Origin of the sequence: Micromonospora sp. NPDC047740, assembly GCF_043204735.1 — a bacterium.
Classification (GTDB): domain Bacteria; phylum Actinomycetota; class Actinomycetes; order Mycobacteriales; family Micromonosporaceae; genus Micromonospora.
Genome location: NZ_JBIDCT010000003.1, coordinates 183,403 through 206,110, shown reverse-complemented (window position 1 = coordinate 206,110; position 22,708 = coordinate 183,403). Strand labels below are relative to the sequence as shown.

24 protein-coding genes are annotated in these 22,708 nt (G+C 74.3%); 11 read left to right on the top strand and 13 right to left on the bottom strand.

Going from position 1 to position 22,708, the window contains the following annotated elements:
• The first annotated feature begins 54 nt into the window (after nt 1–54).
• Together ACGF4F_RS07930 and ACGF4F_RS07925 are read left to right on the top strand one after the other, a co-directional pair.
• Nucleotides 55–879: an SDR family NAD(P)-dependent oxidoreductase gene (locus ACGF4F_RS07930; protein ID WP_357437879.1), complete on the top strand. Its 825-nt coding sequence runs from the start codon at nt 55–57 to the stop codon at nt 877–879.
• A 49-nt stretch (nt 880–928) separates the two neighbouring features.
• Nucleotides 929–1,642, top strand: a complete 714-nt coding sequence (locus ACGF4F_RS07925; protein WP_357437283.1) for a GNAT family N-acetyltransferase — start codon at nt 929–931, stop codon at nt 1,640–1,642.
• A gap of 3 nt (nt 1,643–1,645) precedes the next feature.
• Here ACGF4F_RS07925 and ACGF4F_RS07920 read toward each other — a convergent pair whose 3' ends face one another.
• Together ACGF4F_RS07920 and ACGF4F_RS07915 are read right to left on the bottom strand one after the other, a co-directional pair.
• The gene (locus ACGF4F_RS07920) at nt 1,646–3,826 is read right to left on the bottom strand and encodes an APC family permease (protein WP_357437281.1); all 2,181 of its coding nucleotides are present in this window, start codon (nt 3,824–3,826) and stop codon (nt 1,646–1,648) included.
• Between the two features lie 91 nt (nt 3,827–3,917).
• Nucleotides 3,918–4,883 carry a DMT family transporter gene (locus ACGF4F_RS07915; RefSeq protein WP_393075826.1) on the bottom strand — a complete coding sequence of 322 codons (966 nt, stop codon included), beginning with the start codon at nt 4,881–4,883 and terminating at the stop codon, nt 3,918–3,920.
• A 96-nt stretch (nt 4,884–4,979) separates the two neighbouring features.
• Here ACGF4F_RS07915 and ACGF4F_RS07910 point away from each other — a divergent pair, with 96 nt between their 5' ends.
• The gene (locus ACGF4F_RS07910) at nt 4,980–5,684 is read left to right on the top strand and encodes an HAD family hydrolase (protein WP_393075823.1); all 705 of its coding nucleotides are present in this window, start codon (nt 4,980–4,982) and stop codon (nt 5,682–5,684) included.
• Nucleotides 5,685–5,687: 3 nt separating this feature from the next.
• On the opposite strand, the gene ACGF4F_RS07905 is transcribed toward ACGF4F_RS07910, so the two are convergent.
• Complete coding sequence (locus tag ACGF4F_RS07905; protein ID WP_393075820.1) at nt 5,688–6,203, bottom strand: hypothetical protein; 516 nt, start codon at nt 6,201–6,203, stop codon at nt 5,688–5,690.
• A gap of 44 nt (nt 6,204–6,247) precedes the next feature.
• Nucleotides 6,248–7,117 (bottom strand): PhzF family phenazine biosynthesis protein, encoded by an 870-nt coding sequence (locus ACGF4F_RS07900; protein ID WP_393075817.1) that lies wholly within the window; start codon nt 7,115–7,117, stop codon nt 6,248–6,250.
• A gap of 32 nt (nt 7,118–7,149) precedes the next feature.
• On the opposite strand from ACGF4F_RS07900, the gene ACGF4F_RS07895 reads away from it, so the two are divergent.
• The 3 genes from ACGF4F_RS07895 to ACGF4F_RS07885 all read left to right on the top strand — a co-directional run bounded on the left by ACGF4F_RS07895 (nt 7,150) and on the right by ACGF4F_RS07885 (nt 10,401).
• Nucleotides 7,150–8,436 carry a magnesium transporter MgtE N-terminal domain-containing protein gene (locus ACGF4F_RS07895; protein WP_393075814.1) on the top strand — a complete coding sequence of 429 codons (1,287 nt, stop codon included), beginning with the start codon at nt 7,150–7,152 and terminating at the stop codon, nt 8,434–8,436.
• Nucleotides 8,429–9,034, top strand: a complete 606-nt coding sequence (locus ACGF4F_RS07890) for a DUF1003 domain-containing protein (protein ID WP_393075811.1) — start codon at nt 8,429–8,431, stop codon at nt 9,032–9,034. Before ACGF4F_RS07895 ends, ACGF4F_RS07890 begins: the two co-directional genes overlap by 8 nt.
• Before the next feature lie 221 nt (nt 9,035–9,255).
• Nucleotides 9,256–10,401, top strand: a complete 1,146-nt coding sequence (locus ACGF4F_RS07885; RefSeq protein WP_393075808.1) for an Mrp/NBP35 family ATP-binding protein — start codon at nt 9,256–9,258, stop codon at nt 10,399–10,401.
• Between the two features lie 174 nt (nt 10,402–10,575).
• On the opposite strand, the gene ACGF4F_RS07880 is transcribed toward ACGF4F_RS07885, so the two are convergent.
• A complete protein-coding gene (locus tag ACGF4F_RS07880; RefSeq protein WP_357437877.1) occupies nt 10,576–10,998 on the bottom strand; it encodes a preprotein translocase subunit TatB in 423 nt (140 codons plus the stop codon).
• Between the two features lie 73 nt (nt 10,999–11,071).
• Entirely contained in the window at nt 11,072–12,490 is a 1,419-nt protein-coding gene (locus ACGF4F_RS07875) for a S1C family serine protease (RefSeq protein ID WP_393076085.1), read from the bottom strand.
• 212 nt (nt 12,491–12,702) lie between these two features.
• On the opposite strand from ACGF4F_RS07875, the gene ACGF4F_RS07870 reads away from it, so the two are divergent.
• Nucleotides 12,703–13,353, top strand: a complete 651-nt coding sequence (locus ACGF4F_RS07870; protein ID WP_357437875.1) for an O-methyltransferase — start codon at nt 12,703–12,705, stop codon at nt 13,351–13,353.
• 22 nt (nt 13,354–13,375) lie between these two features.
• Here the strand turns inward: ACGF4F_RS07870 and ACGF4F_RS07865 are convergent, their stop codons facing one another.
• Together ACGF4F_RS07865 and ACGF4F_RS07860 are read right to left on the bottom strand one after the other, a co-directional pair.
• Nucleotides 13,376–14,833 (bottom strand): leucyl aminopeptidase family protein, encoded by a 1,458-nt coding sequence (locus tag ACGF4F_RS07865; RefSeq protein WP_393075805.1) that lies wholly within the window; start codon nt 14,831–14,833, stop codon nt 13,376–13,378.
• 143 nt (nt 14,834–14,976) lie between these two features.
• The gene (locus ACGF4F_RS07860) at nt 14,977–15,144 is read right to left on the bottom strand and encodes a DUF3117 domain-containing protein (protein WP_013283866.1); all 168 of its coding nucleotides are present in this window, start codon (nt 15,142–15,144) and stop codon (nt 14,977–14,979) included.
• A 190-nt stretch (nt 15,145–15,334) separates the two neighbouring features.
• Here ACGF4F_RS07860 and ACGF4F_RS07855 point away from each other — a divergent pair, with 190 nt between their 5' ends.
• Together ACGF4F_RS07855 and ACGF4F_RS07850 are read left to right on the top strand one after the other, a co-directional pair.
• Nucleotides 15,335–16,153, top strand: a complete 819-nt coding sequence (locus ACGF4F_RS07855; RefSeq protein WP_393075802.1) for a PaaX family transcriptional regulator C-terminal domain-containing protein — start codon at nt 15,335–15,337, stop codon at nt 16,151–16,153.
• A gap of 3 nt (nt 16,154–16,156) precedes the next feature.
• A complete protein-coding gene (locus ACGF4F_RS07850; RefSeq protein WP_393075799.1) occupies nt 16,157–16,948 on the top strand; it encodes an enoyl-CoA hydratase/isomerase family protein in 792 nt (263 codons plus the stop codon).
• A 38-nt stretch (nt 16,949–16,986) separates the two neighbouring features.
• On the opposite strand, the gene ACGF4F_RS07845 is transcribed toward ACGF4F_RS07850, so the two are convergent.
• The 4 genes from ACGF4F_RS07845 to ACGF4F_RS07830 form a co-directional block, all read right to left on the bottom strand.
• Nucleotides 16,987–17,607 (bottom strand): hypothetical protein, encoded by a 621-nt coding sequence (locus ACGF4F_RS07845; RefSeq protein WP_357437253.1) that lies wholly within the window; start codon nt 17,605–17,607, stop codon nt 16,987–16,989.
• A 63-nt stretch (nt 17,608–17,670) separates the two neighbouring features.
• Nucleotides 17,671–18,255, bottom strand: a complete 585-nt coding sequence (locus tag ACGF4F_RS07840) for a DNA-3-methyladenine glycosylase I (protein WP_357437251.1) — start codon at nt 18,253–18,255, stop codon at nt 17,671–17,673.
• Nucleotides 18,256–18,309: 54 nt separating this feature from the next.
• Complete coding sequence (locus ACGF4F_RS07835) at nt 18,310–18,804, bottom strand: SRPBCC family protein (protein ID WP_393075795.1); 495 nt, start codon at nt 18,802–18,804, stop codon at nt 18,310–18,312.
• The gene (locus ACGF4F_RS07830) at nt 18,801–19,553 is read right to left on the bottom strand and encodes a DivIVA domain-containing protein (protein ID WP_393075792.1); all 753 of its coding nucleotides are present in this window, start codon (nt 19,551–19,553) and stop codon (nt 18,801–18,803) included. Before ACGF4F_RS07830 ends, ACGF4F_RS07835 begins: the two co-directional genes overlap by 4 nt.
• A 161-nt stretch (nt 19,554–19,714) precedes the next feature.
• Between ACGF4F_RS07830 and folP the strand changes: the two genes are divergently transcribed.
• Complete coding sequence (folP, locus tag ACGF4F_RS07825) at nt 19,715–20,584, top strand: dihydropteroate synthase (protein ID WP_387422942.1); 870 nt, start codon at nt 19,715–19,717, stop codon at nt 20,582–20,584.
• Nucleotides 20,585–20,590: 6 nt separating this feature from the next.
• Here the strand turns inward: folP and ndhC are convergent, their stop codons facing one another.
• Complete coding sequence (gene ndhC, locus ACGF4F_RS07820; protein ID WP_073840061.1) at nt 20,591–20,968, bottom strand: NADH-quinone oxidoreductase subunit A; 378 nt, start codon at nt 20,966–20,968, stop codon at nt 20,591–20,593.
• 120 nt (nt 20,969–21,088) lie between these two features.
• On the opposite strand from ndhC, the gene ACGF4F_RS07815 reads away from it, so the two are divergent.
• Nucleotides 21,089–22,501 (top strand): hypothetical protein, encoded by a 1,413-nt coding sequence (locus tag ACGF4F_RS07815; protein WP_393075789.1) that lies wholly within the window; start codon nt 21,089–21,091, stop codon nt 22,499–22,501.
• Nucleotides 22,502–22,708: the final 207 nt, after the last annotated feature.

Here is a 22,708-nt window from a genome sequence, read left to right as displayed (position 1 = left end):
AAGGGCGTAGTGACGCCACGGTAACCTCGTGCCGTGACCGGGGTGAATGAACCTGTGGAAGATCTCACTGAGCGTCGGACCGTGGTGGTGACGGGCGCCAGCTCGGGCATCGGACTGGCCGCGGCGGTGGACCTGGCCCGCCGCGGTGACCAGGTCGTGCTGGTCGGCCGGGACCCGGCCCGGCTCCGGGCCGCCGGCGACCGGGTACGCGAGTGCTGCGGCGAGCCGCCCGAACTGTTCCGCGCCGACTTCGCCGTGCTGGACGACGTACGCCGACTCGCGGACAAGCTGCGTGCGGCGTACGACCGGATCGACGTGCTCGCCAACAACGCCGGCGCGATCGTGCTCCAGCCGGTCACCACCGTCGACGGCTTCGAACTGACCGTGCAGGCCAACCACCTCGCCCCGTTCCTGCTCAGCAACCTGCTGCGGGATCGGATCGGGCGGATGGTGGTGACCGCTTCCGGCGCCCACCGCAGCGGCGTGCTCGACCCGGACGACCTGAACGTGGTGCTGCGCCGCTACCGGCCGATGCGCGCGTACGGCACCAGCAAGCAGGCGAACATCCTCTTCGCCGCCGAGGCGGCCCGGCGCTGGCCGGACGTGCCGGCGTACTCGTTCCACCCGGGCGTGGTGCGCACCCGGTTCGGCAACGAGAGCCCGCTGGTCGCCCTCGGCATGCGGCTGCTGCCGTTCCGCAGCCCCGAGCGGGGCGCGGAGACCCTGGTCTGGCTGGCCAATCAGGACCCGTCCCGGCTGGTCGACGGCGGCTACTACCACGACCAGCGGCCCCGGCGGCCGCTGCCGAAGGCGGCCGACCCGGCGCTCGCCGCCCGGCTCTGGACCGCCAGCGCGCAGGCCGTCGGCCTCGACGGCTGAGGCGTTTTCCGCTGTCGCGCCGGCCCGGTCCGCGGGGATACTGCGCCGCATGACCGAGGACGAGGCAACCCTGCATGTCGGTGGCACGGACGACGATCTGGCCGCCCGGGTCGAACGGGAACTCACCGCGTACAACAACGCGGCCACCGGCGCCGACGACGAGGCCGACATCTCGATCCGGGTCACCGGCGCGGACGGCGAGTTGATCGGCGGGCTGACCGGCTGGACCTGGGGCGGCCGGGCCGGGATCAACACCATGTGGGTACGCGCCGACCAGCGGCACCGCGGCTGGGGCGGACGCATGCTGCGGGCCGCCGAGGCGGAGGCCCGCCGGCGGGGCTGCACCGAGATCTCGGTGGCGTCGTTCTCGTTCCAGGCGCCGGCGTTCTACCGAAGGCACGGCTACACCGACACCGGGATCCGGGACGGCATCCCGGGCGGACACGTCGACCACCAGTTCTGGAAACCGCTGGCCGACGACCCGGCGGGCGTGCTCCGGGTGGTCGCCCTGGTCGACCTGGGCACCGACGCCGAGGCCGGCCGGCGGTACGAGGACGCGGTGCTCGCCCTGCTCGGGCGGCACGGCGGACGGCTGGAACGGCGGCTGCGGAACGGGGACGGGCGGACCGAGGTGCACGTGATCCGGTTCGCCGCCCGGGCCGGCTACGACGGGTTCCTGGCCGACCCGGAACGGGCCGCGCTCCGCGCCGAGCTGGGCGACGCCGCCCCCACCGGTCAGGTGCTCGAGGTCCAGGACGTGTGAGCCCTACTCGGCGACGTGAACCGGGACGCTGGTGACCACCACGCCGGGCAGGGCCCGCAGGGCGGCGCGCAGCCGTAGCTCGGCGCGGCTGTGCAGCAGCCGGTGCCAGCGGTGGCGAAGCACCACCTCCGGCACGATCACGGTCAGGGTCAGCTCCGGCCGGGTGGCGTGCAGCGCCTCCAGGTAGTGCGCGAGCGGCCCGATCACCGCCCGGTACGGCGACACGATCGTCTCCAGCCGCAGGTGGTCGCCCCAGGCCCGCCACTGGTCACGGAACCGGTCCGCCTCGGCGTCCTCGGGGGCGATGTGCACGGCCAGCGTCGGCTGGCCCAGCGACGCCGCGTACGCCATAGCGCGCAGCGACGCCCGGTTCAGCCGGGCCACCGGCACCACCACGAGATGGCGTACCTCCTGGGGCAGCCGCTCGCCCTCGGCCGACCCGCCGGGTCCCCGCGGCGCGTTACCTGACGTGGGCCCGGGGGACGGCGGTGGGTGCAGCGTCAGGTTGTCGTCCAGCCGGGCGTAGTGGCGGTGGATCCCGCGGCTGAGCAGCACCAGGGTGGGTACCGCGATCACCACCAGCCAGGCACCCTGGGCGAACTTGCCGATCGCGGCGGTCACCAGCACCAGCCCGGAGAGGGTGGCGCCGACCGCGTTGAGCACCAGTCGGCGTCGCCAGCCCCGGTCCCGGTGCCGGCGCCAGTGCACGACCATGCCGGCCTGCGACAGCGTGAAGGCGAGGAACACGCCGACGGCGTAGAGCGGGATCAGCGACGCGGTGTGCCCGCGGAAGGCGACGAAGATGAGCGCCGCGGCGACGGCGAGCGCGACCAGGCCGTTGTTGAACGACAGCCGGTCCCCCAGGTGCAGGAACCGCCGGGGGGCGTGGCCGTTGCGGGCCATGAAGAAGAGCAGCCGGGGAAAGTCGTTGAACGCGGTGTTCGCCGCCAGCAACAGGATCAGCGCGGTGGCGGCCTGAAGGAACGCGTACCAGGGCCCGGTGGGAAAGGTGAGCCGGCCGAGCTGGGACAGGATCGTCTGGTCCGGCCGGGGCACCAGGCCGTTCAGGTGGATCAGGCCGATCAGCCCGGCGAAGAGCACCACCAGCATGGTGACCATCCAGCCGAGCGTGGTGCGGGCGTTGCGCCACTCCCTGGGCCGGAACGCCGGGATCGCGTTCGACACCGCCTCGATGCCGGTCATCGACACCGCCCCCGAGGAGAACGCCCGCAGCACCAGCAGCAGGCCCAGCCCCTCCGCCGCCGGCACGGGCGGCGGCGGCACCGGCGCGAAACCCCGGGCCGCCGCGCGCGCGTAGCCGACCACCAGCACCGCCAGGACCGCGGCCACGAAGGCGTACGTGGGCAGCACGAAGATGTTTCCGGCGGTACGTACCCCGCGCAGGTTCCCGGCGAGCAGCACGGCGATCACCAGCACCCCGAGCGGCACGGTGAACGGGGTGAGCCCGGGCATCGCCGAGGTGATCGCGCTCACCCCCGCCGCGATCGACACCGACACGGTGAGCACGTAGTCGAGCATCAGCCCGGCCGCGGCGGTGAGTCCCGCCGTCGTCCCGAGGTTGTCACCGGCCACGATGTACGACCCGGCGCCGTGCGGGTAAGCGGGGATGGTCTGCCGGTACGACAGCCCCACCGCGATCATGAGCACCACCAGCGCCGCGGCCAGCGGAAGGGAGAGCCCGAGCGCGCCGCTGCCGGCGAGCACCAGGACGACCAGCATCGCCTCCGGCCCGTACGCCACCGAGCTGAGCAGGTCGGAGGAGAGGATCGGCAGCGCGACCAGCTTCCGCATCCGCTCGTACAGCACGGCGGAGCTGGACAGCGGCGGGCCGAAGAGCGTCCGGCGCAGCCGGGTGAGCACCCGCCCGGTCCGGGAGCCCGGCTCGTGGGCCGGCCCGGTGGCGCACAGCTCGTCCGGTTCCTCGACGGTGAACATGCTGATCGGGGCCAGCCGCCCGAACCGGCTCGGCGCCGGACCGGGCCGGTTACGGCCCAGGGTCGGGTCGACGGGCAGTTCGTCGGCGTGCCGAGGGGTGCGCCAGCGCTCCCCGATCCGGCCCAATGCCGCCTGCTCCTCGGGGTCCAACGGCGGGAACTCGGCCGAGGGGGTGACGAGAGTGCCCCGATCGGGCTCGTCACCCTGCCGCTCCGTCTGCGCCCCCACCCTCCGCACTTTCATCGAAAGCGGCGGCTCGGGAGGCGGAATCGCCACACTCCCCGGGAAAGTGTGGCCGCCGTGTCCCGGGCGGCCGGGGTCAGTCGGTGAGCGGGGCGGCGTCGGCGGGGACCGGAACCGGCTCGGCGCGGCGGCCGGCGCGGGCGCCGCCGAGCACGACCACGGCCACGCCGGCCAGCAGCAGCGCGAGCCCCGGCAGGGCGAGCGGGCGGGGCAGTTGGCCCAGCCAGGCCCAGGCGATCAGGGCCGCGCCGGGCGCCTCCAGCAGGATCAGCACGCTGACCGTGGTGGCGGAGACCCGGTGCAGGGCGTAGTTGAACATCGAGTGACCGAGCAGTTGGGCGCCGGCCACCAGGCCGAGGATCGCCAGCCAGGTGCCCGCCGGGTAGCCGTGCAGGCGTACCCCGCCGAGCAGGCAGACCACCAGCAGGACGGCCGAACAGACCCCGTAGCAGATGGTGGTGTAGGTGGTGTTGCTGATGGTGGCCCGGGCGCGCTCGCCGAAGGCGGTGTAGACCGCGGCGAACATGCCGCCGGTCAGGGCGAGCAGGTCACCGGCGAAGGCCCGGCCGGAGACGGCGAAGTCGGCGCCGGTGGCCAGCACCGCGCCGAGCACCGCCACGGCGATCCCGGCCCACACCGCCCACGGCAGCCGGCGGCCCTGCCAGCGGGCGATCAGCCCCTGCCACACCGGCTGGGTGGCCCCCAGCGCGGTGGCGGCGGCGACCGTGGTGAGCTGCGCGCTCGGCATCCAGGTGGCGAAGTGGGCGGCCAGCGCCACCCCGGAGAGTACGCAGTAGAGCCCCTCGCGCCGGCCGGCGCCCACGGTCAGCGCCCGGAACTCGGCCCGCCGCCGGGCCAGCGAGACCGGACCGAGCACGGCCACCGACAGCAGGTTTCGCCAGCAGGCGACGGCGAGGGCCGGCGCGGCGGCGAACGCGACCAGTGGGGCGGACGACGAGACGGCGGCGACGGCCAGCACGAGCGCGCCCAGAGTCAGCGCATCGGGCGGAGGGCGGTACGGAGCGGACGACACGGAGAGCAATCCTCACACGAACAGGGGACACCACGGACGGTCAGCACTCCGTTACGATCATGCGCGTCCCGGCGACACCCCCTCGACGTCCGGAGGCACTCCCCCATGCCCAGCTACCAGGCGGTGCTGTTCGACTTCTTCGGCACCCTCACCCGCTGCGTCCAGCGTGGTTCCGCCCACCAGGCCACCGCCGAGCTGCTCGGCTGTCCGGCCGACACCCTGATCGAGGTGCTCGACCGCACCTACTACCAGCGCGCCAGCGGCCAGTTCGGCAACGCCGAGGCGACCCTGCGCTGGGTCTGCGACCAGGCCGGTGTCCACCCATCCGACCTGGCGGTACGCGCCGCCGTCGCCTCCCGCCACCGGGCGATCCGCGCCGACACCCGGCTGCGGGACGAGGCGGTCCCGGTGCTGGCCGCGCTACGTGAACGGGGCGTGCGCACCGGGCTGATCAGCGACTGCACCCACGAGCTGCCCGCGTTCCTGCCGCAGCTCGCGGTCGCGCCGCTGCTCGACGTACGGGTCTTCTCGGTGCAGGTCGGGTGCTGCAAGCCGGACCCGGCGCTCTACCTGGCCGCCTGCCACCGGCTCGACCTCGCCCCGGCCGACTGCCTCTACGTGGGCGACGGAGGCAGCCAGGAACTCACCGGCGCGGACCGGGCCGGCATGACGGCGGTCCGGCTGGCCGCCCCGGACCTGGCCGGGCACATGGTCTTCAACGCCGACCGGTGCTGGGACGGCCCGGTGCTGACCTCGCTGACCGAGGTGCTGGACCTGCTCGACCCGGTCCCCTGCGCCGTTACGGTCTGAGCTTCAGCGGCGGCGCACCTTGTGCAGCCGGAACGGCTTGCGGGTGGCCCGGACCACGGGGGCCTCCCGGGGCGGCTCGGCCAGCGACTCGGCCGGCAGGTCGGCACCCGCCACCGGGGTGCCCGCCGGGGCCAGCCGGTTCAGCGCGCAGCCCTCGGTGGCCCAGCGTCCGATCAGGTCGGCGGTGGGGCCGGAGGCGTTGAGCCGCTTCGCCGCGACCAGCGGTGCGGCGGCCTCCCACTCCTCGGTACCCGGTTGCAGCCGGGTGACCCGGGCCGGCCAGGTGACGATCCGGCCCCCGTGGTCGCCGCGCAGGGTCACCTGCGCCGCGTCGGCGTCGTCCAGCCCGGGAGCGGACTGCTCGCCGGGGCCGCTGACCACGAGCAGCGTCCCCTCCACCGGCAGGCACCAGAGCGCCACCGCCGGGCCCTTCCCGACGCTCACCCAGCAGACCGCCGCCTTCTTCACCGCCTCGTCGACCAGCGGCGTCACCTCGCGGCTGTCCAACTCGTCCGTCACACCGGCATCCTCTCGTACGCGCGCCCGTCGGCGGTGGGCGCTGGTCAGCCCACGAAGGGCGGGACGGCGATCTCGCCGCGAGCCACCGGCATCACCTGGCCGGAGACCGTCGCGCCCACGGCCACTCCACCGGCCGCGGTCACCGTGCAGGCCAGCGCGGACGGGCGGTTGATCTCGATGCCCTGGCGGACCGCGTACGCCGAGCGCCCCTCGCCGGGCAGCAGCCCGCTGGCGACCAGCCAGACCCCGAGGCCCAGCGCGGCCGAACCGGTGGCCGGGTCCTCCGGCACGCCGAGCCCCGGCACGAACACCCGCGCGTGCGCGGTCTGCGTGGCCGGGTCCCAGGAGAAGACGCTCACGTGCTCCACGCCGTACCGCTCCGCCGCCGGCGGGTTCAGCTTGGCCTGGGCCACCACGTCGGGGCGTACCGGAAGGTAGGGGAACTCCAGGCCGCAGCCGGCCACCCGCGGTGCCGGGCCGGCGTGGTCGGCGGCGGTGAGGCCGACCATCTCCAGCAGCGGCTCCGGGTCGAGCTCGGGGCCGAGGGTGGGCGTGCCGCCGGTGAGGGTCGCGCCCGTCGCGGTCACCTCGATCGGCAGCACCCCGGCACCGCACTCCTGGCTGACCTGGCCCGCGTCGAACATGCCACGTCGGCTCGCGGTCACCGCCGCGCCCACGCTCGGGTGGCCGGCGAACGGCAACTCCTCGGCCGGGGTGAAGATCCGCGCCCGGTACGTCGCCCCGACCTGTGTCGGCGGCAGCACGAACACCGTCTCCGACAGGTTGAACTCCAGCGCGAGCGCCTGCATCTGTTCGGTGGCCAGCCCTTCCGCGCCGAACACCACGGCCAGCGGGTTGCCGGCGAACGGGCGGTCGGTGAAGACGTCCACGATCTCGTAGGCCAAGGTCGACATGTTGATAAACACTAGGCCCTTAGGCTGGTGCTGTGAGCACGCCGAACCGGGTCTACCTCGCTCGACTCGCCGGAGTCGCCGTCTTCGACCCGAACGGCGACCAGGTGGGCCGGGTCCGCGACGCGGTCGCCCGGCTGCGGCCGAGCCCGCAGTCGCCCGAGGTGGTGGGTCTGGTCGCCGAGATGCCGATGCGCCGGCGCATCTTCCTCTCCATCAACCGGATCACCTCCATCGACCCGGACGCCGTCGTCCTGGGCAGCGGCACCCTCAACCTGCGCCGCTTCGAGAAGCGCCCCAACGAGCTGCTGGTGCTGCAGGAGCTGCTGGACCGGCGGGTGCAGTTGGAGAACGGGCAGCCCGGCACGGTGGTCGACGTGGCGATGGAACGCAGCCGCAGCGGCGAGTGGCCGCTGACCCGGGTGGCCGTCCGCGAGCAGACCGGCCGGCTCACCCGCCGCGGTCACCTCCAGCAGGCCGAGTGGGACCGGGTACGCGGCCTCGGCGGGGTGGGCGACACCCGCGGTACGGCCAACCTCCTCGCCGTCCTGGAGGACATGCGCCCCGCCGACCTGGCCAACGCGTTGCAGGACCTGCCCGACGCCCGACGCAACGAGGTGGCGGCCGCGCTGGACGACGAGCGTCTCGCCGACGTGCTCAGCGAGCTGCCGGAGCACGACCAGGTGGAGATCCTGGCCGCGCTGGATCGGGAACGCGCCGCCGACGTGCTCGAGGAGATGGAGCCGGACGACGCCGCCGACCTGCTCAACGAGCTGCCGCCGCCGGAGCAGGACGTGCTGCTGGACCTGATGGAGCCGGACGAGGCCGACCCGGTACGCCAGCTGCTGCGCTACGCCTCGGGCACCGCGGGCAGCGTCATGACCTCCGAGCCGGTCATCCTGCCCCCGGACGCCACGGTGGCTGAGGCGCTCGCCCGGATCCGGGAGCCGCAGCTCTCCCCCGCCGTGGCCGCCCAGGTCTTCGTGACCCGCGCCCCGATGACCACCCCCACCGGCCGCTACCTGGGCATGGTCCACTTCCAGCGGCTGCTCCGAGAGCCCCCGGCCGACCTACTCGGCGGGGTGGTGGTCAACGACATCGACCCGCTGCGACCGACCACCCCGCTGCCCGAGATCACCCGCCGGATGGCCACCTACGACCTGGTCGCCATGCCGGTGGTGGACCGCAACAACCGGCTCGTCGGGGCGGTAACCGTGGACGACGTGCTGGACCACTCGCTGCCCCGCGACTGGCGCAACCGGGACGTCGTACCGGCCCCGGCCGCCGCCGAGGCGGAGACCCTGGACGGTGGCGATGGCTGACCAGCGACGGGCCGAGCGACTGGACCAGCCCCGCGAACCCCGGGGCGTCCGGCTGCCCCGGGTCGACCAGGAGACCTTCGGCCGGTGGTCCGAGGGCATCGCCCGCGGCATGGGCACGGCCAACTTCATCGTCTACATGACGCTGGTCATCGGCGCGTGGTTCGCCTGGAACACCCTCGCTCCGCCGAGTTGGCGCTTCGACCCGTACACCTTCACCTTCCTCACCCTGCTCCTGTCCATCCAGGCCTCGTACGCGGCCCCGCTGATCCTGCTGGCCCAGAACCGGCAGTCGGACCGGGACCGGATCGCGCTGGAGGAGGACCGGCGGCGCGCCACCATGCAGAAGGCCGAGACGGAATACCTGGCCCGGGAGATCGCCGCGCTGCGGATCGCCGTGGGCGAGGTGGCCACCCGGGACTTCGTCCGCTCGGAGCTGGCCCGGCTGGCCGAGGAGCTGGACGAGGCGGCGCAGCGGCGGCAGCGGCGGGAGCGCCGGCAGCCGGCCCGGGAACCCCGGCGGCACGGCGGCGAGCCACTCGACGAGCCGCAGGACGAACTGGACGGCGACTACGCCCGGGACCGGCGCCCGGAGGGCTGAGCCGGGCGGTGACCGGCACCGCCGCCCGGGCCGCCGGCAGCCGCCGGAAAGTCCGGAAAGTATTGAACGCCGCGCGCCTCAAGGGGCCAGGCGAGCGGCGTTCGTCTCGATCGTCCCACTTCGCGGCACGGCCCGTCCACCCCTCGGTCGCGTCATCGATTCGCTCACACCGGCCCCCGCCAACGGCGGACGCCAATGACCAGCGACGTAGCATTGCGGGCATGTCAGCACCCGTCAGCACCGTCTCCGACGCGATCCAGGCCGCCCTGGCCACCGTCAACGACCCGGAGATTCGTCGGCCCATCACCGAGCTCGGCATGGTCCGTTCCGCCGAGGTCGGCGACGACGGCGTCGTCCGGGTCGAGCTGCTGCTCACCGTGGCCGGCTGCCCGCTGAAGGACAAGCTGCGTACCGACATCACCGCGGCCGTCGGCGCGGTGCCCGGCGTGACCGGCGTCGAGATCGACTTCGGCGTGATGAGCCCGGAACAGCGCCAGGAGCTCCAGTCGAAGCTGCGCGGGGGCGGCGGCCAGGAACCGGTCATCCCGTTCGCCCAGCCCGGCTCCCGCACCCGGGTGTACGCCGTCGCCAGCGGCAAGGGCGGCGTCGGCAAGTCCAGCGTCACGGTCAACCTGGCCGCCGCGCTGGCCGCCCGTGGCCTCTCGGTCGGCGTGGTGGACGCCGACATCTACGGCCACTCGGTGCCCCGGATGCTCGGCGCCGAGGGCGCCCCGACCCGGGTCGAGGACATGATCATGCCGCCGCAGTCGCACGGCGTGAAGGTCATCTCGATCGGCATGTTCACCCCGGGCAACGCGGCCGTCGTCTGGCGCGGTCCGATGCTGCACCGGGCGCTGCAGCAGTTCCTCGCCGATGTCTACTGGGGTGACCTGGACGTGCTCCTGCTGGACCTGCCCCCGGGCACCGGCGACATCGCGATCTCGGTGGCCCAGTTGCTGCCGAACGCGGAGATCCTGGTCGTCACCACCCCGCAGACCGCCGCCGCCGAGGTGGCCGAGCGGGCCGGCGCCATCGCGCTGCAGACCCACCAGCGGGTGGTCGGCGTCATCGAGAACATGTCCTGGCTGGAGCTGCCGGACGGGTCCCGGATGGAGGTCTTCGGGGCCGGCGGCGGCGAGGCGGTCGCCGAGTCGCTGACCCGGACCATCGGCGCGCAGGTGCCGGTGCTGGGGCAGATCCCGCTGGACACCCGGGTCCGCGAGGGCGGCGACGCCGGCACCCCGATCGTGCTGGCCCAGCCGGACGCACCGGCCGCCAAGGCGATCCTGCAGGTCGCCGACCGGCTGGCCGTCCGCCGCGAGTCCCTGCTCGGCAAGCCCCTGGGCCTCAAGCCCGCCGGCCGCTGACCCACTGACCTCCCTGACCCACCTCACCGACCCTCCCCGGCCTCCCGCCCGGGAGGGTCGCTGACGTTCCGGCCCGCCTCGTTGATCATGAGGTTGGCAATGCGACCCGATCTGTGCGCCGCCAACCTCATGATCAACGACGCCGGGAAGGCGGGACGCCCTGGGGCCGGCGGGTCAGGTGGCGTCGTCGTAGCTGGCGCGGGGGGCCGGGGCGGGGGCCGTGCCGCCGGTGGCGGTGATCGGACGGCTGTTGTTCCGCACGTCGGCCGCCTTCGCGACCTCCTTCAGGTCGTCGTGCACGCCGCTGACGTCCGCGCGCAGGCCGTCGTACATGCTCTGCAGCGGCTTCCGGATGGCCTGCTCGTCCTCCTCGCTGAGCAGGTGCTTCCGGATGAACGCCTTCGGGTGCAGGTCCTCCAGCTGGATGTCGGTGCCCAGCTCACGGCTCAGGTCGCCGGTGGCGTTCCGGGCCATGGCGCGCAGGTTACGGACCATCCGGAGCCCGTCGTTGATCACGGTGGGCAGCCGGTCGCCGAAGATCAGCAGCGCCAGGAGCAGCAGGGCGCCGATCTCCCACCAGTTCAGGTTCTCGAACACTCCGGCCTCCTCGTCCGCGTCCATGGCAAGACTACGCACGTCACCGGGCTGTCCGGGAGGGGGAGAGGGGTGCTCACTTCGCGTCTGCGGCCAGCGTTACCGAAGCGTTCTGCCGGCTTGTACCCCGCCGATACTCCACCGTCACCACCGATCCGGGGGCGTACTTGCGGACGAGTGCCACCAGATCGGTCGGGTCGGTCATCGGATGCCGGTTGAGCCGGAGCACCACGTCCCCGGCACGCAGCCCGGCCGCCGCCGCCGGCCCGGACGGCTCGACCGCGTTGAGACGTACGCCACCGCCGGACACGCCCGTGCCACCCACCTGGGCACCGATCACCGTGCGTCGAGCCTTGCCGGTGCCGATGATGTCCTGGGTGATCCGCTTCGCCTGGTTGATCGGAATGGCGAAGGCGAGCCCGATGTTGCCGGCCTCCTGCCCGTCAGCGACCAGCGACTTGATCGTCGAGTTCACCCCGACCACCCGGCCACCGGAGTCGACCAGCGGGCCGCCGGAGTTGCCGTGGTTGACCGCCGCGTCGGTCTGGATCGCCGCGTAGTAGCGCGTCGGGCCGCCCGGCTCGCCGGCCTGCATGGTCCGGTCCACCGCGCTGACGATGCCGGCGGTGACCGTGTTGGCGAGCGAGAGCGGCGAGCCGATGGCGAGCACCGGATCCCCGACGGCGAGCCCGTCCGAGTCGCCGAACTCCACCGGCCGCAACCCGGTACGCGTCACCTTGATCACGGCGATGTCCGACTCCGGATCCTGCCCGACGACCGTGGCCGCCGCGGAGCTGCCGTCGTGGAAGATCACCGTGGCCTTGCCGGGGCCGCCGGCGACGACGTGGTCGTTGGTGATGATGTGCCCCTCGGCGCTGACCACGAAGCCGGAGCCCTCGCTGGTGCCGCCCAGGCTGGCCACCCGGATGGTCACCACGCTGGGCAGCACCTTCTCGGCGACGCCGGCCAGGGACTCGGGCTTGCGCTGGGCGAGCGCCGGAGCCGACGGGGACGGCGCGCCGAGGGTCGTCACCGCACTGCCGCGCAGGACGGCGTACGTCAGGGCACTGCCGAGCGAGCCGGCCAGCAGGGCGGTGATGAGCGAGACCAGCACCACCTGCCGCAGCTTCGGCCGGCCCGGCGCGTCCGGGTCGGTCACCGGCTCCGGTTCGCCGGCACCGACCGGGGCGGCGGGGACCACCACCGCGGCGGGTGCGTACGGATCGCGCCACGGATCGGCGAGCGCGTCGGACCACCAGGGCGAGGTCGTGCCGCCCCCGGCGCCCTGAAGGCCCTGCGGCCAGCTCCCCGGGAACGTGCCGTCCCCGGCGCCGTATGTGCCCTGGGGGCGCTGCGGCGGACTCCCGGGGGTCGTGCCACCCCCGGCGCCCGGTATGCCCGGGGGCGGACTCCCGGGCACCGGCCCTCCCGCCGGTGCCGGTGTCCCGCCGGGCTGGCGCCAGTCCCAGCCGTCGGTCACGTCGGTGCCTCCCAGTCCGTCCCGCACGTCCCGTGGCGCGGGGCCGGCGAAGCCGGCCGTGCCGCACGGGACACCGTCCAGGATTGCACGAATGCCCCGAACGGAGTCAGGGGTTGCCCGGCCGTGATCGTCGCGCGGCACACTCGCGGCTGCGCGCCTTGGTTCGCGCCTCTAGGCTCATAGCGCAACCGACCCCTCGCACCACTCCCGCCGCCCGGAGGTGTCCCATCGCCACGGTCGCCAGCTCCGGCAACGCGACGGCCCAGGCGCTCCAGTTCGCCGAGTCGTACGTCACTGAGGATCTCGTGCTGCGGACGGCCCGCAGTCTCGCCCACGAGGTGGGCGTGGAGGCGGTGACGCCGGGGGCCGGGGCCGCGCTGCGACTGCTCGCCGCCGCCGGCAACGCCCGGGCGGTGGTGGAGATCGGCACCGGCACCGGGGTCAGCGGCGTCTGGCTGCTGCGCGGCATGCGGCCCGACGGGGTGCTCACCACCATCGACCTGGAGGTGGAGCACCAGCGGATCGCCCGGCGGCTCTTCGTGGAGGCGGGCTTTCCGTCCGGGCGTACCCGGATCATCACCGGCCGGGCCCTCGACGTGCTGCCGCGGCTCGCGGACGGCGCCTACGACCTGGTCTTCGTGGACGCGGAGGCGACCGGCTTCACCGCCTGTGTGGACGCCGCGCTGCGGCTGCTGCGGCCCGGCGGGGTGCTCGCGCTCAACGGCACCCTCGCCGGTGGCCGGATCGGCGATCCCGCCGCCCGGGACGTGGAGACGGTCACCGTCCGGGAGACCATCAAGGCGATCCGGGAGTCGGAGCACTGGATCCCCGCGCTGCTGCCGGTCGGCCACGGCCTGCTCGTCGCCGTGAAGGCCTGATTCGCCGGGCGGCCGCCCGCCGTCAGCTCAGGGTCGCCAGCCAGCGCAGCAGCCCGCGTACGCCCCAGCCGGTGGCGCCCCGGGTCAGCTCGCCGTGCACGTCCTCCGACCAGGAGGGAGCGGACATGTCCACGTGCACCCAGCGGTCCCGCAGGTCGCCGGTGAACTCGCGCAGGAACAGGGCAGCGGTGATGGACTTGGCCGGGTCCGGGGAGCTGTGCAGGTCGGCCACGTCGCTGCCCAGATACTCGACATAGTCGGTGGGCAGTGGCATCCGCCAGGCGCGCTCGCCGGCCGCCTCGATCGCGGTCAGCAGGTCGGCGGCGAGCTGATCGTTCTCGCTGTAGAGGGCGCCGTGCCGCTTGCCGAGCGCCACCGCGTTCGCGCCGGTCAGGGTGGCCAGGTCGACCAGCAGGTCGGGGCGGAGCTCGCGCTCCGCGTACGCCAACGCGTCGGCCAGCACCAGCCGACCCTCGGCGTCGGAGTTGGTGCTCTCGCTGGTCAGGCCACCGTAGTGGCGGATGATGTCGCCAGGGCGGAACGCCGAGCCACTGACCATGTTCTCGGCGAGCGGCGCGAGCGTGGTGATCCGCACCGGCAGCCGCAGCGCGGCGGCGCCCAGGGTCGCGGCGACCACCGCGGCGGCGCCCGCCATGTCCTTGCGCATCAGCTTCATGGCCGGCACCGGCTTGATCGAAATGCCACCGGTGTCGAAGGTGATCCCCTTGCCGACCAGCACCACGTGGGTACGCGCGTCCGCCGGCCGCCAGTCCAGCTCGACCAGGCGGGGGCCGCTGGCCGAGCCACCGCCGACGGCGAGGATGCCGCCGAAGCCCTCCGCCGCCAACTCCTCCGGGCCGCGTACCCGCAGGTGCAGGTCGGGGCGGTCGGTCGCCGCGGCCGCGACCTGAGCGGCGAACCAGCCCGGGTTCTTGGTCGAGGAGGGGGTGTTGGTCAGGTCGCGGGCCAGCCGGGTCATCTCGGCGGTGGTCCGGGCGGCCGCCAGGGTCGGGGCGAGCGTGTCCGGGTCGGGCACCACGACGTCCACCTCGGCCAGCGCGGGCGCCCCGCCGGCCTCGGTCAGCCGGAACCGGTAGGAGCCCAGCAGCAGCCCCTCGACCAGGCCGCGAAGCGCCTCCGCCGCGTCCGCCGGGAGGGCCACCGTGACGTACGTCTCATCCTTGGCGGCGCGGGCCAGCGCCGCGCCCGCGCTCCGCCAGCCGTGCTCGTCACCGTCGCCGATGCCGAGCAGCACCAGGCGCGCGGGCGTGCCGCCCGGGCGCAGGTGCTCCCGGACCTCACCCGCGGCACCGGTCAGCCGGGCGGCGGGGAGCAGCGCGGTCGCCTCGGCCCGGACGTCGTCGCCGGGCGGCGAGGCGGTGGGGACCAGCGCAGGCGGGCGGTCCGGCCCAACGGGACGAACGGGCAGGACGAGGGTGTCGAGCCGCTCGGGCTCGCGCACCAGACGAATGGCCAGCACGCTGGACCGCACCTCCGAAAGGTTCTCAAAACGGGATAACTCGCCGAAGCGAGCCGACGAAGGCCCTGAGCCACCGGCGGCGCCGGTGGCTCAGGGTAGGACGAACCGTTCGCGCGACCCGGGCCGCGCGGACCGCTCCTCGCTCAGCCGGCGGCCGCCTTCAGCGCGTCACCCAGCGCGGTGGCCTCGTCGGGAGTCATCTCGACGACGAGCCGGCCACCACCCTCCAGCGGGACCCGCATGACGATGCCCCGGCCCTCCTTGGTGACTTCCAGCGGACCGTCGCCCGTCCGCGGCTTCATCGCCGCCATGTTGTCTCCCCTCAGACCTACACCAGGGTCGGTGGGTTGCCCCACAGCCACTTCGCCATAACCACCCGCAACCACCGCGGGGGCGTCGACCAACGATTTTCCCTGATGAACACCGCCGGACCCAAACCGAAGCAGCATTGATGTAACAGCATCTAGCTTATCTTGGATAGGCCTGTCACAATGTGCGGTCATGCAGGCACGGTCGGCACTCTTCGACCTGTACGGCGACCACCTCCGGGCGAGGGGTGGGCGCGCACCGGTCGCCGCCCTGGTCAAGCTGCTGGCGCCGCTCGGCATCGCCCCTCCGGCCGTCCGCACCGCGGTCTCCCGGATGGTCCGCCAGGGCTGGCTCGAACCGCTCCGGCTCGCCACCGGACCCGGCTATTCGATCACGCCGAAAGCTGCCCGGCGACTCGACGAGGCGGCCTCCCGGATCTACCGCACCGGCCGGCACAGCTGGGACGGGCGGTTCGACATGCTGGTGCTGGAGGCGCCGACGTCCCGGCGGGACCGGCAGCGGCTCGCCGCCAACCTGACCTTCCTCGGCTACGGCACCCTCGACGACTGCACCTGGGTGGCGACCCGCCCCGGTGAGGACGTCGACGCCCTGCTCGCCGAGGCGGGCGTGCACTACGAGCGGTTCACCGCCGCCCACGCCGCCGGCAACCCCGGCGCGATGGGGGTGGTCCGCCGGGCCTGGGACCTGGCCGAGATCGGCCGGGCGTACGAGCGGTTCGTGGCGGAGCAGAAACCCCTGCTGTCCGGCGTCACCGTGCGCAGCAGCGACGAGGAGGCGTACGCGGCCCGATTCCGGCTCGTGCACGCGTGGCGTACCTTCCTCTTCCGGGATCCGCAGCTGCCCCCGGCGCTGCTTCCCGAGCGCTGGCCGGGCACCAACGCGGCCGGTTTCTTCGACCGGCACGCGGCCCGGCTCCGGCCGGCCGCCGACCGGTACGTCGAGCACTGCCTCGACGCCAGCAACCGCCTCGCCCGACAGAAGGGTCGTTAGAACGTGACCGAGCCGCTGCTCGTCGACCGCACCGACGCCGTCGTCACCCTGACGCTGAACCGCCCGAACGCGATGAACTCGCTGGACGTGTCGCTCAAGGAGGCGCTCCGCGACACCCTCGCCGAGCTGGAGACCGACCGGTCCTGCCGGGCGGTCGTGCTGGCCGGGGCGGGCGGCTCGTTCAGCGCCGGGCAGGACCTGCGGGAGCACGTGCAGACCCTCGAATCCGCCGACACCGACCAACTGGCCACCGTGCGGGCCCACTACAACCCGATCGCCGCCCGGCTGGCCAACCTGCCCAAGCCGGTGGTCGCCGCGGTCCGGGGCATGGCCGCCGGGGCCGGCGCCTCGCTGGCGTTCCTCGCCGACTTCCGGATCGGCGGGCCGAAGACGAAGTTCCTGATGGCCTTCGCCGGAGTCGGGCTCGCCGCCGACACCGGCGCCTCCTGGACGCTGCCCCGGCTCGTCGGGCACGCCAAGGCCGTCGAGTTGCTGATGCTCGCCGAGCCGGTGGGCGCCGAGGAGGCGGGCCGGCTGGGCCTGCTCACCCGCCTGGTGGACGACGACGAGCAGGTGCTGCCGGCCGCGCAGGAGCTGGCCGCCCGGCTCGCCGCCGGCCCGACCGTCGCGTACGGGGCGATCAAGCGCCAGCTCTCCATCGCCGACGCCGGCACCCTCGCCGACGCCCTCGCGGCCGAGGCGCAGGCGCAGTCGATCTGCGGCGCCACCGCCGACCACAAGGCGGCCACCCTGGCGTTCGTCAACAAGCAGAAGCCCACCTTCGCAGGCCACTGACCCCACCGGGGCTTCCCCGCGCGCCGCCCTGGCGACGGTCAGTCGTCCTCTTCGGGATCCTGGTTGGCCGCCACGCCGAGCACGTACGCCTGCATGGCCAGCTCGTCGCCGGTCGGCGAGACGAAGGCGGGCAGCTCGCGGGGGCCCAGTTCCTGCACGTACGACCAGAAGAGCCGGACCGCCTCGGCGGGCGAGGCCGCCTCGATCGGCAGGTCGAGGCTGACCAGCCAGGACCGTCGGGCGGGCGGCGGGCCGAGCAAGGCGGCCAGCTGCCCCCAGGCCGCCAGGTCCAGCCCGGTCACCGGCCCGTCGAGGGCCACGTCGGCCACCGGCACCGGCTCGTCGAGCACCCGCCGGGTGTACGTCACGACGAGCTCCCCCGGGCCGGCCTCGGACTGCGGGTCGTCCGGGTCCTCCCGGGTCTCCGCGGTCGCCAGGGCGACCCGGCCGAGCGCCACCAGCCGCAGCGGCTCGTCGACCAGCACGGCGACCGGGTCACCGGGCCGGGGCCGGGCGACGCCGTCCAGCCCGGTGAGCTCCAGGGTGTCGTGGTGCACCAGCCGCTCGGCCTCGTACCGCTCGGCGGGCAGCAGCACCGCCCAGGCGCCGGACGCGGTGCTCTCAGTCGTCCCGCTCGTACGGAGCTCGGTGTCGGTCATGGCGTCAATCCCATCACGCGGGGACGGTGCTGGCCCCGGCACGTCCGCCGGACGCCGCCGGCGTCACGTCCCGACCGCGTCGAGGGTGACGTGGCAGCCGGCGAGGTGGTCGTCCACCATGCCGGTGGCCTGCATCAGCGCATACGCGGTGGTGGGGCCGACGAAGCGGAAGCCCTGCTTCTTGAGCGCCTTGGCCAGCGCGGTCGACTCCGGGGTGAGCGCCGGCACCTCGGTGAACGACCGGGGCCGGGCCGGCCGGGGCGGCGGCGCGTAGGACCAGAGCAGCGCGGAGAGGCCGCCGGGCAGCTCCAGGGCGGCCCGGGCGTTGGCGACGGCGGCTTCGATCTTGGCCCGGTTGCGGACGATCCCGGCGTCGGCCAGCAGCCGGGCCACGTCGGCCTCGCCGTAGCCGGCGACCTTCTCGATCCGGAACTCGTCGAAGGCGAGCCGGAACGCCGGCCGCTTGCGCAGGATGGTCAGCCAGGACAGCCCGGACTGGAACGCCTCCAGGGTCAGCCGCTCGTAGAGCGCGTCGTCGCCACGCAGCGGCCGGCCCCACTCCCCGTCGTGGTAGACGGCGTAGTCCGGCGTGCTCGCTCCCCAGGCGCAGCGGTGCAGCCCGTCGGCGCCGATCACCAGGTCAGTCACGGCGTCAAGGCTAGGCCGACCCACCGACAACGAGCGACGACGGCCCCCGCAGGCTCAGGGCAGCCGGCCCTGCTCGACCAGCCGGGCGAACTTCTTCAGCGCCTGGGTGAGGCTGAACTTCGAGCCGGGCCAGAGCACCGGCCAGGCCACCCGGCCGGCGGTCCCGCCGGGCAGGTGGAACCACTCGTGCCAGACCACCTGGGTCCGGTCCCGCTCCACCGGGGTGCAACGCAGCACCCCGGGACCGCGCAGCAGCTTGCCGCAATGAACCACGCCGACCTCGTACGGGGCGTCCACCCGGATCACCCGCATCTCGTCACGCAGCACTGCCGGGCCGAGCGTGGTGACCGCCTCGACCAGGCTCCCCTCGCCGCCGTCGCCCTCCACCACCCGCACCGTGGTGAGCGGGATCCAGTCGGACTGCCGTTCCCAGGCGGTCAGCGCGGCGAAGACCCGCTCGGCCGGTGCGTCGACGATCACCGTCGCGGTGACCTCGGCGGCACCGGGTTGGGCCGCCTCGCCGAGCGATTCGCCCTCCGGGCCGGTCACGCCGACTCCGAGCGGACCACCGCGCCGCGCTCCCGCTCGCCGTCGGGGTCCGGGGCGGTCGCCCCGGTGGGGCCACCGGCCGGGGTGCCGGCGGCCGGGGCGGAGGTGGGGCCGGCCGACGGCCGGTCGGCGGCGGCGGCCCGATCGGTCGCTGCCTCGTCGGCGGGTGCCGCGACCGGGGCTACCGGGCCGGGGGGCGCCGGGGTGTCCGAGGGGAGCATCGCCTCGTCCTCCACCGCCGCGGCGGCCGGTGCCGCGGCCAGCCCCGCCTCGGCGGTCAGCGCGTCCGTCGAACTGTCGGCGGCCGCGTCGGCGGGGGTCCCGGTGGTCTCGCCGGCCGGGGCGTCGGCGGGGCTGCTCCCGGCGGTCGGGCTGTCGGCCGGCTCCGTGCCGGCGGCCTGCTCCCGGGTCCGGCGCAGCGCGTCGGCCTCCTCGGTCCGCCCCGCCCGGAGCGCGGCGATCTCGGCCTCGAGGACGCCGATCAGCTCGGACTTGTAGCCGATGTCGTACGCGGCCCGGCGCATCGCCTGGTCGACCTGGGCCATCCGGTAGCCGCGCAGCGCGGTGTCGAAGCGCACCTCGGCGATGTCCGACTCGTCCAGCGGGCGGCTGCCCGGCAGGGGCACGGCCCACCCGTCGGGCTCGGTGGGCACCAGGCCCGGGTCCCGCCCGGAGACCAGCACCGTCACCCCGAACACCACCGCCGCGACGGTCAGCGCCACGACCAAGAGGAGCAGAACGTCACCCATGGGGAGATCGTGGCATGCGGGCGCGCATCGGGCGAGCCCTCCACCCGCACCGATCATGATTCGAAACCCGGCGTACCGGGCGGGCCGGCCGGGGACCGACCGGATAGCGTCGGGGGCGTCCGGCGGACGACCGGGGCCGGGGCGGAGATCAGGAGGCGGGCATGACCGGGGCGCTGCGGCTCGGTGGGCGGACCTTCTCCCCCGGCGAGCTGGTGGTGATGGCGATCGTCAACCGCACCCCGGACTCGTTCTTCGACCGGGGTGCCACCTTCGCGCAGGACAGCGCGCTGCGGGCGGTGGAACGGGCGGTGACCGAGGGCGCCGGGATCATCGACATCGGCGGGGTGAAGGCCGGTCCGGGCGACGAGGTCGACGTGGCCGAGGAGATCCGCCGGACGGTGGACACCATCGCCGCCGTCCGGGCCGCGTTCCCCGACGTGGTCATCTCGATCGACACCTGGCGGGCCGAGGTGGCTGTGGAGGCGGTGGCGGCCGGCGCCGACCTGCTCAACGACACCTGGTCGGGGGCGGACCCGGCGCTGGCCCGGGTCGCCGCGGAGACCGGCGCCGGGCTGGTCTGCTCGCACGCCGGCGGGCTCACCCCGCGGACCCGGCCGCACCGGGCCGCGTTCGACGACGTGGTGGCCGACGTGGTGGCCACGGTGACCGGGCTCGCCGACCGGGCGGTGGCCCTCGGCGTACGCCCGGACGGGATCCTGATCGACCCGGCGCACGACTTCGGCAAGAACACCCGGCACTCCCTGGAGATCACCCGCCGGCTCGGCGAACTCACCGACACCGGGTGGCCGCTGCTGGTCGCCCTGTCGAACAAGGACTTCATCGGCGAGACGCTGGACCTGCCGGTGCCGGACCGGCTGGAGGGCACCCTGGCCGCCACCGCCGTCTCGGCCTGGCTCGGCGCCCGGGTGTTCCGCGCCCACCAGGTCCGGGAGACCCGCCGGGTGCTGGACATGGTCGCCTCGATCAAGGGGGACCGGCCGCCGACCCTGACCCGCCGCGGCCTGGCCTGAGCGAAGTCACGTCCAGCGGAGGATGTTCTTCCGCCAGGCGTAGAGGATGCCGAGCGCCACCACCGCGACGAAGACGGCCATCTCCACCACCGTCGTCACGCCGAACCCCGGCCGGTCGAAGACCAGGGCCCAGGGGAAGAGGAAGACCGCCTCGACCGCGAAGAGCACGTACAGGTACGCGTAGACGTAGTACCTGATCTGCATCTGCGCCCAGTCGCCACCGACCGGGTCGAGGCCGCACTCGTAGCTGGCCCGCTTCCCCCAGGGATCGGCCGGACGGCTGGGACGTAACACCCGATTGGCTGAGAACGCCGTGACGAAGAAGAGCACGGCGGCGAGCAGCAGGAGACCGAGGGTGGCGTACGAGCCGAGATAACCGGTCACGGTCGGGAGCCTACCGCTCCGCCCGCCAGCGGGTCCCGGACGCAGGTTTGTTTCGTTTTGGGGCCAACGCCCGATGACAACAATGGCCGAAAAACGGAAACGAGCCTCACCGGAGGACAGATGACCCGCCCCCGCGTACGGCCCACCCGGCGGGCCGTGCACCGACGTACCTCGGTGCTGCTCCCGCCCGCGCTGGCCGCCGGCCTCGCGGCGGCGCTCGGCGTGGCGCCCGGGTGGGCCACCGCGTCGCCCACGACGGCCGGCGTGGTGCGCGCGGCCACCGATCCGGCGACCGAGCCCGGCAGCGGCGCCCCCACCGGGGAACCGACCACGACCGAGCCGGCACCGACCACGGCGCCGCCGACCGAGAGCGCACCTCCGCGGACCACGCCGCCGGCCCCGACCAGCACCGCGCCGGCTCCCACCAGCACCGCTCCGGGCAAACCCCCGCCCACCACCACCGCGCCGACCACCACCGCACCGGCGCCGCCGCCGGCCGCCCCGCCCGGTCAGCCGGCCGGCGCTCGGCTCGGGGTACGGGTCACCACCGAGGACGTCACGCTGACCTCGGCGTACTGGAACGCCGACCGCACGGTCACCACACTGCGGGTGACCGTGACCAACACCGGCGGCAGCACCGCACGGATCCGGCTCGGCTACACGCTGCCGGCCGGCCTGACCGACGTGGGGACCGCGGGCTGCGCGCCCGCCGGGGGCGGCAGGTACCGCTGCGGGGAGTGGACCACCCCGCCGGGCGCCCGGTTTCGCAGCGCGATCCGGGTCCGGGTCGCCAGCACCGCCTGGCGGTCCATGCCGCTGGCCGGCTCGGTCCGGGTCACCGCCACCGCACCCGGGGTCAGCGGGTCGGCCACCGACGACGAGGGCTTCGCTGTCCTGTTCCCGCCCGGGCCACCGGCGCCCGGCATCGCGCTCCGCGCCGAGGAGGTGCTCCTCGACGACAGCGGCGGCCCGACCACCCTGGCGGTACGCCTGGGCAACACCGGCCGGGTCGACGCCGCCGGCCAGGTCGACGTGGTCCTCCCCGACGGGGTGACCCCTGCCGGCCCGCCCACCGGCTGCACCGCCGTGACCCACGGCCGCACCCGGTGTGACCTGGGCGCCGTGCCGGCGGGACGCACGGTCACCCTGCGGCTGCCGGTGGCGGCCACGCCGGAGGCCCGGCGCCGGGCCCCGCTGTCCGGCGCGGTCGCCGGCCGGCTGGAGCCCCGCAGCGGGCGGGACCGGCAGGTGCAGATGAGCTTCCGGATCACCTCTGCCGCCGCGCCGGCCAGCCCGGTCGTCGACACGCGCGGCTCGCAGGGCGAGTTGGATCACGCGGGACGGGCCGGGGGCGGGGACGACGCCAGCCCGGTGCGGACGGCCGTCGTCCTGATCGCCGCCTCCGGACTCGTGGTGGTGCTCGCGCTGGTCCTGGCGACCGCCTCGCTGCGCCGCCGGACGAGCGGCGACCCAGCCGCAGCAGCCGCCACCCGGAGTGATCCGCCGGACCACTCCAGGCGTGCGGTGATCTGAGTTACGGTGACGGTACTAATGCCGCAAAGCCGGGCATACAGCCGGCCGAGCAGGTCCCACACGTCGGACCTCCACCAAGGTGGCCCTAACGGACCGACGTAGGCTCTGACGTGAGAAATGGAGCGGGCCGAACCGGGCACGGACGGCTCGCGATAGCAGCGCGTCAAGGAGGGCACGTGGCCGGGCAAGGCGGGGTCACCATCATGT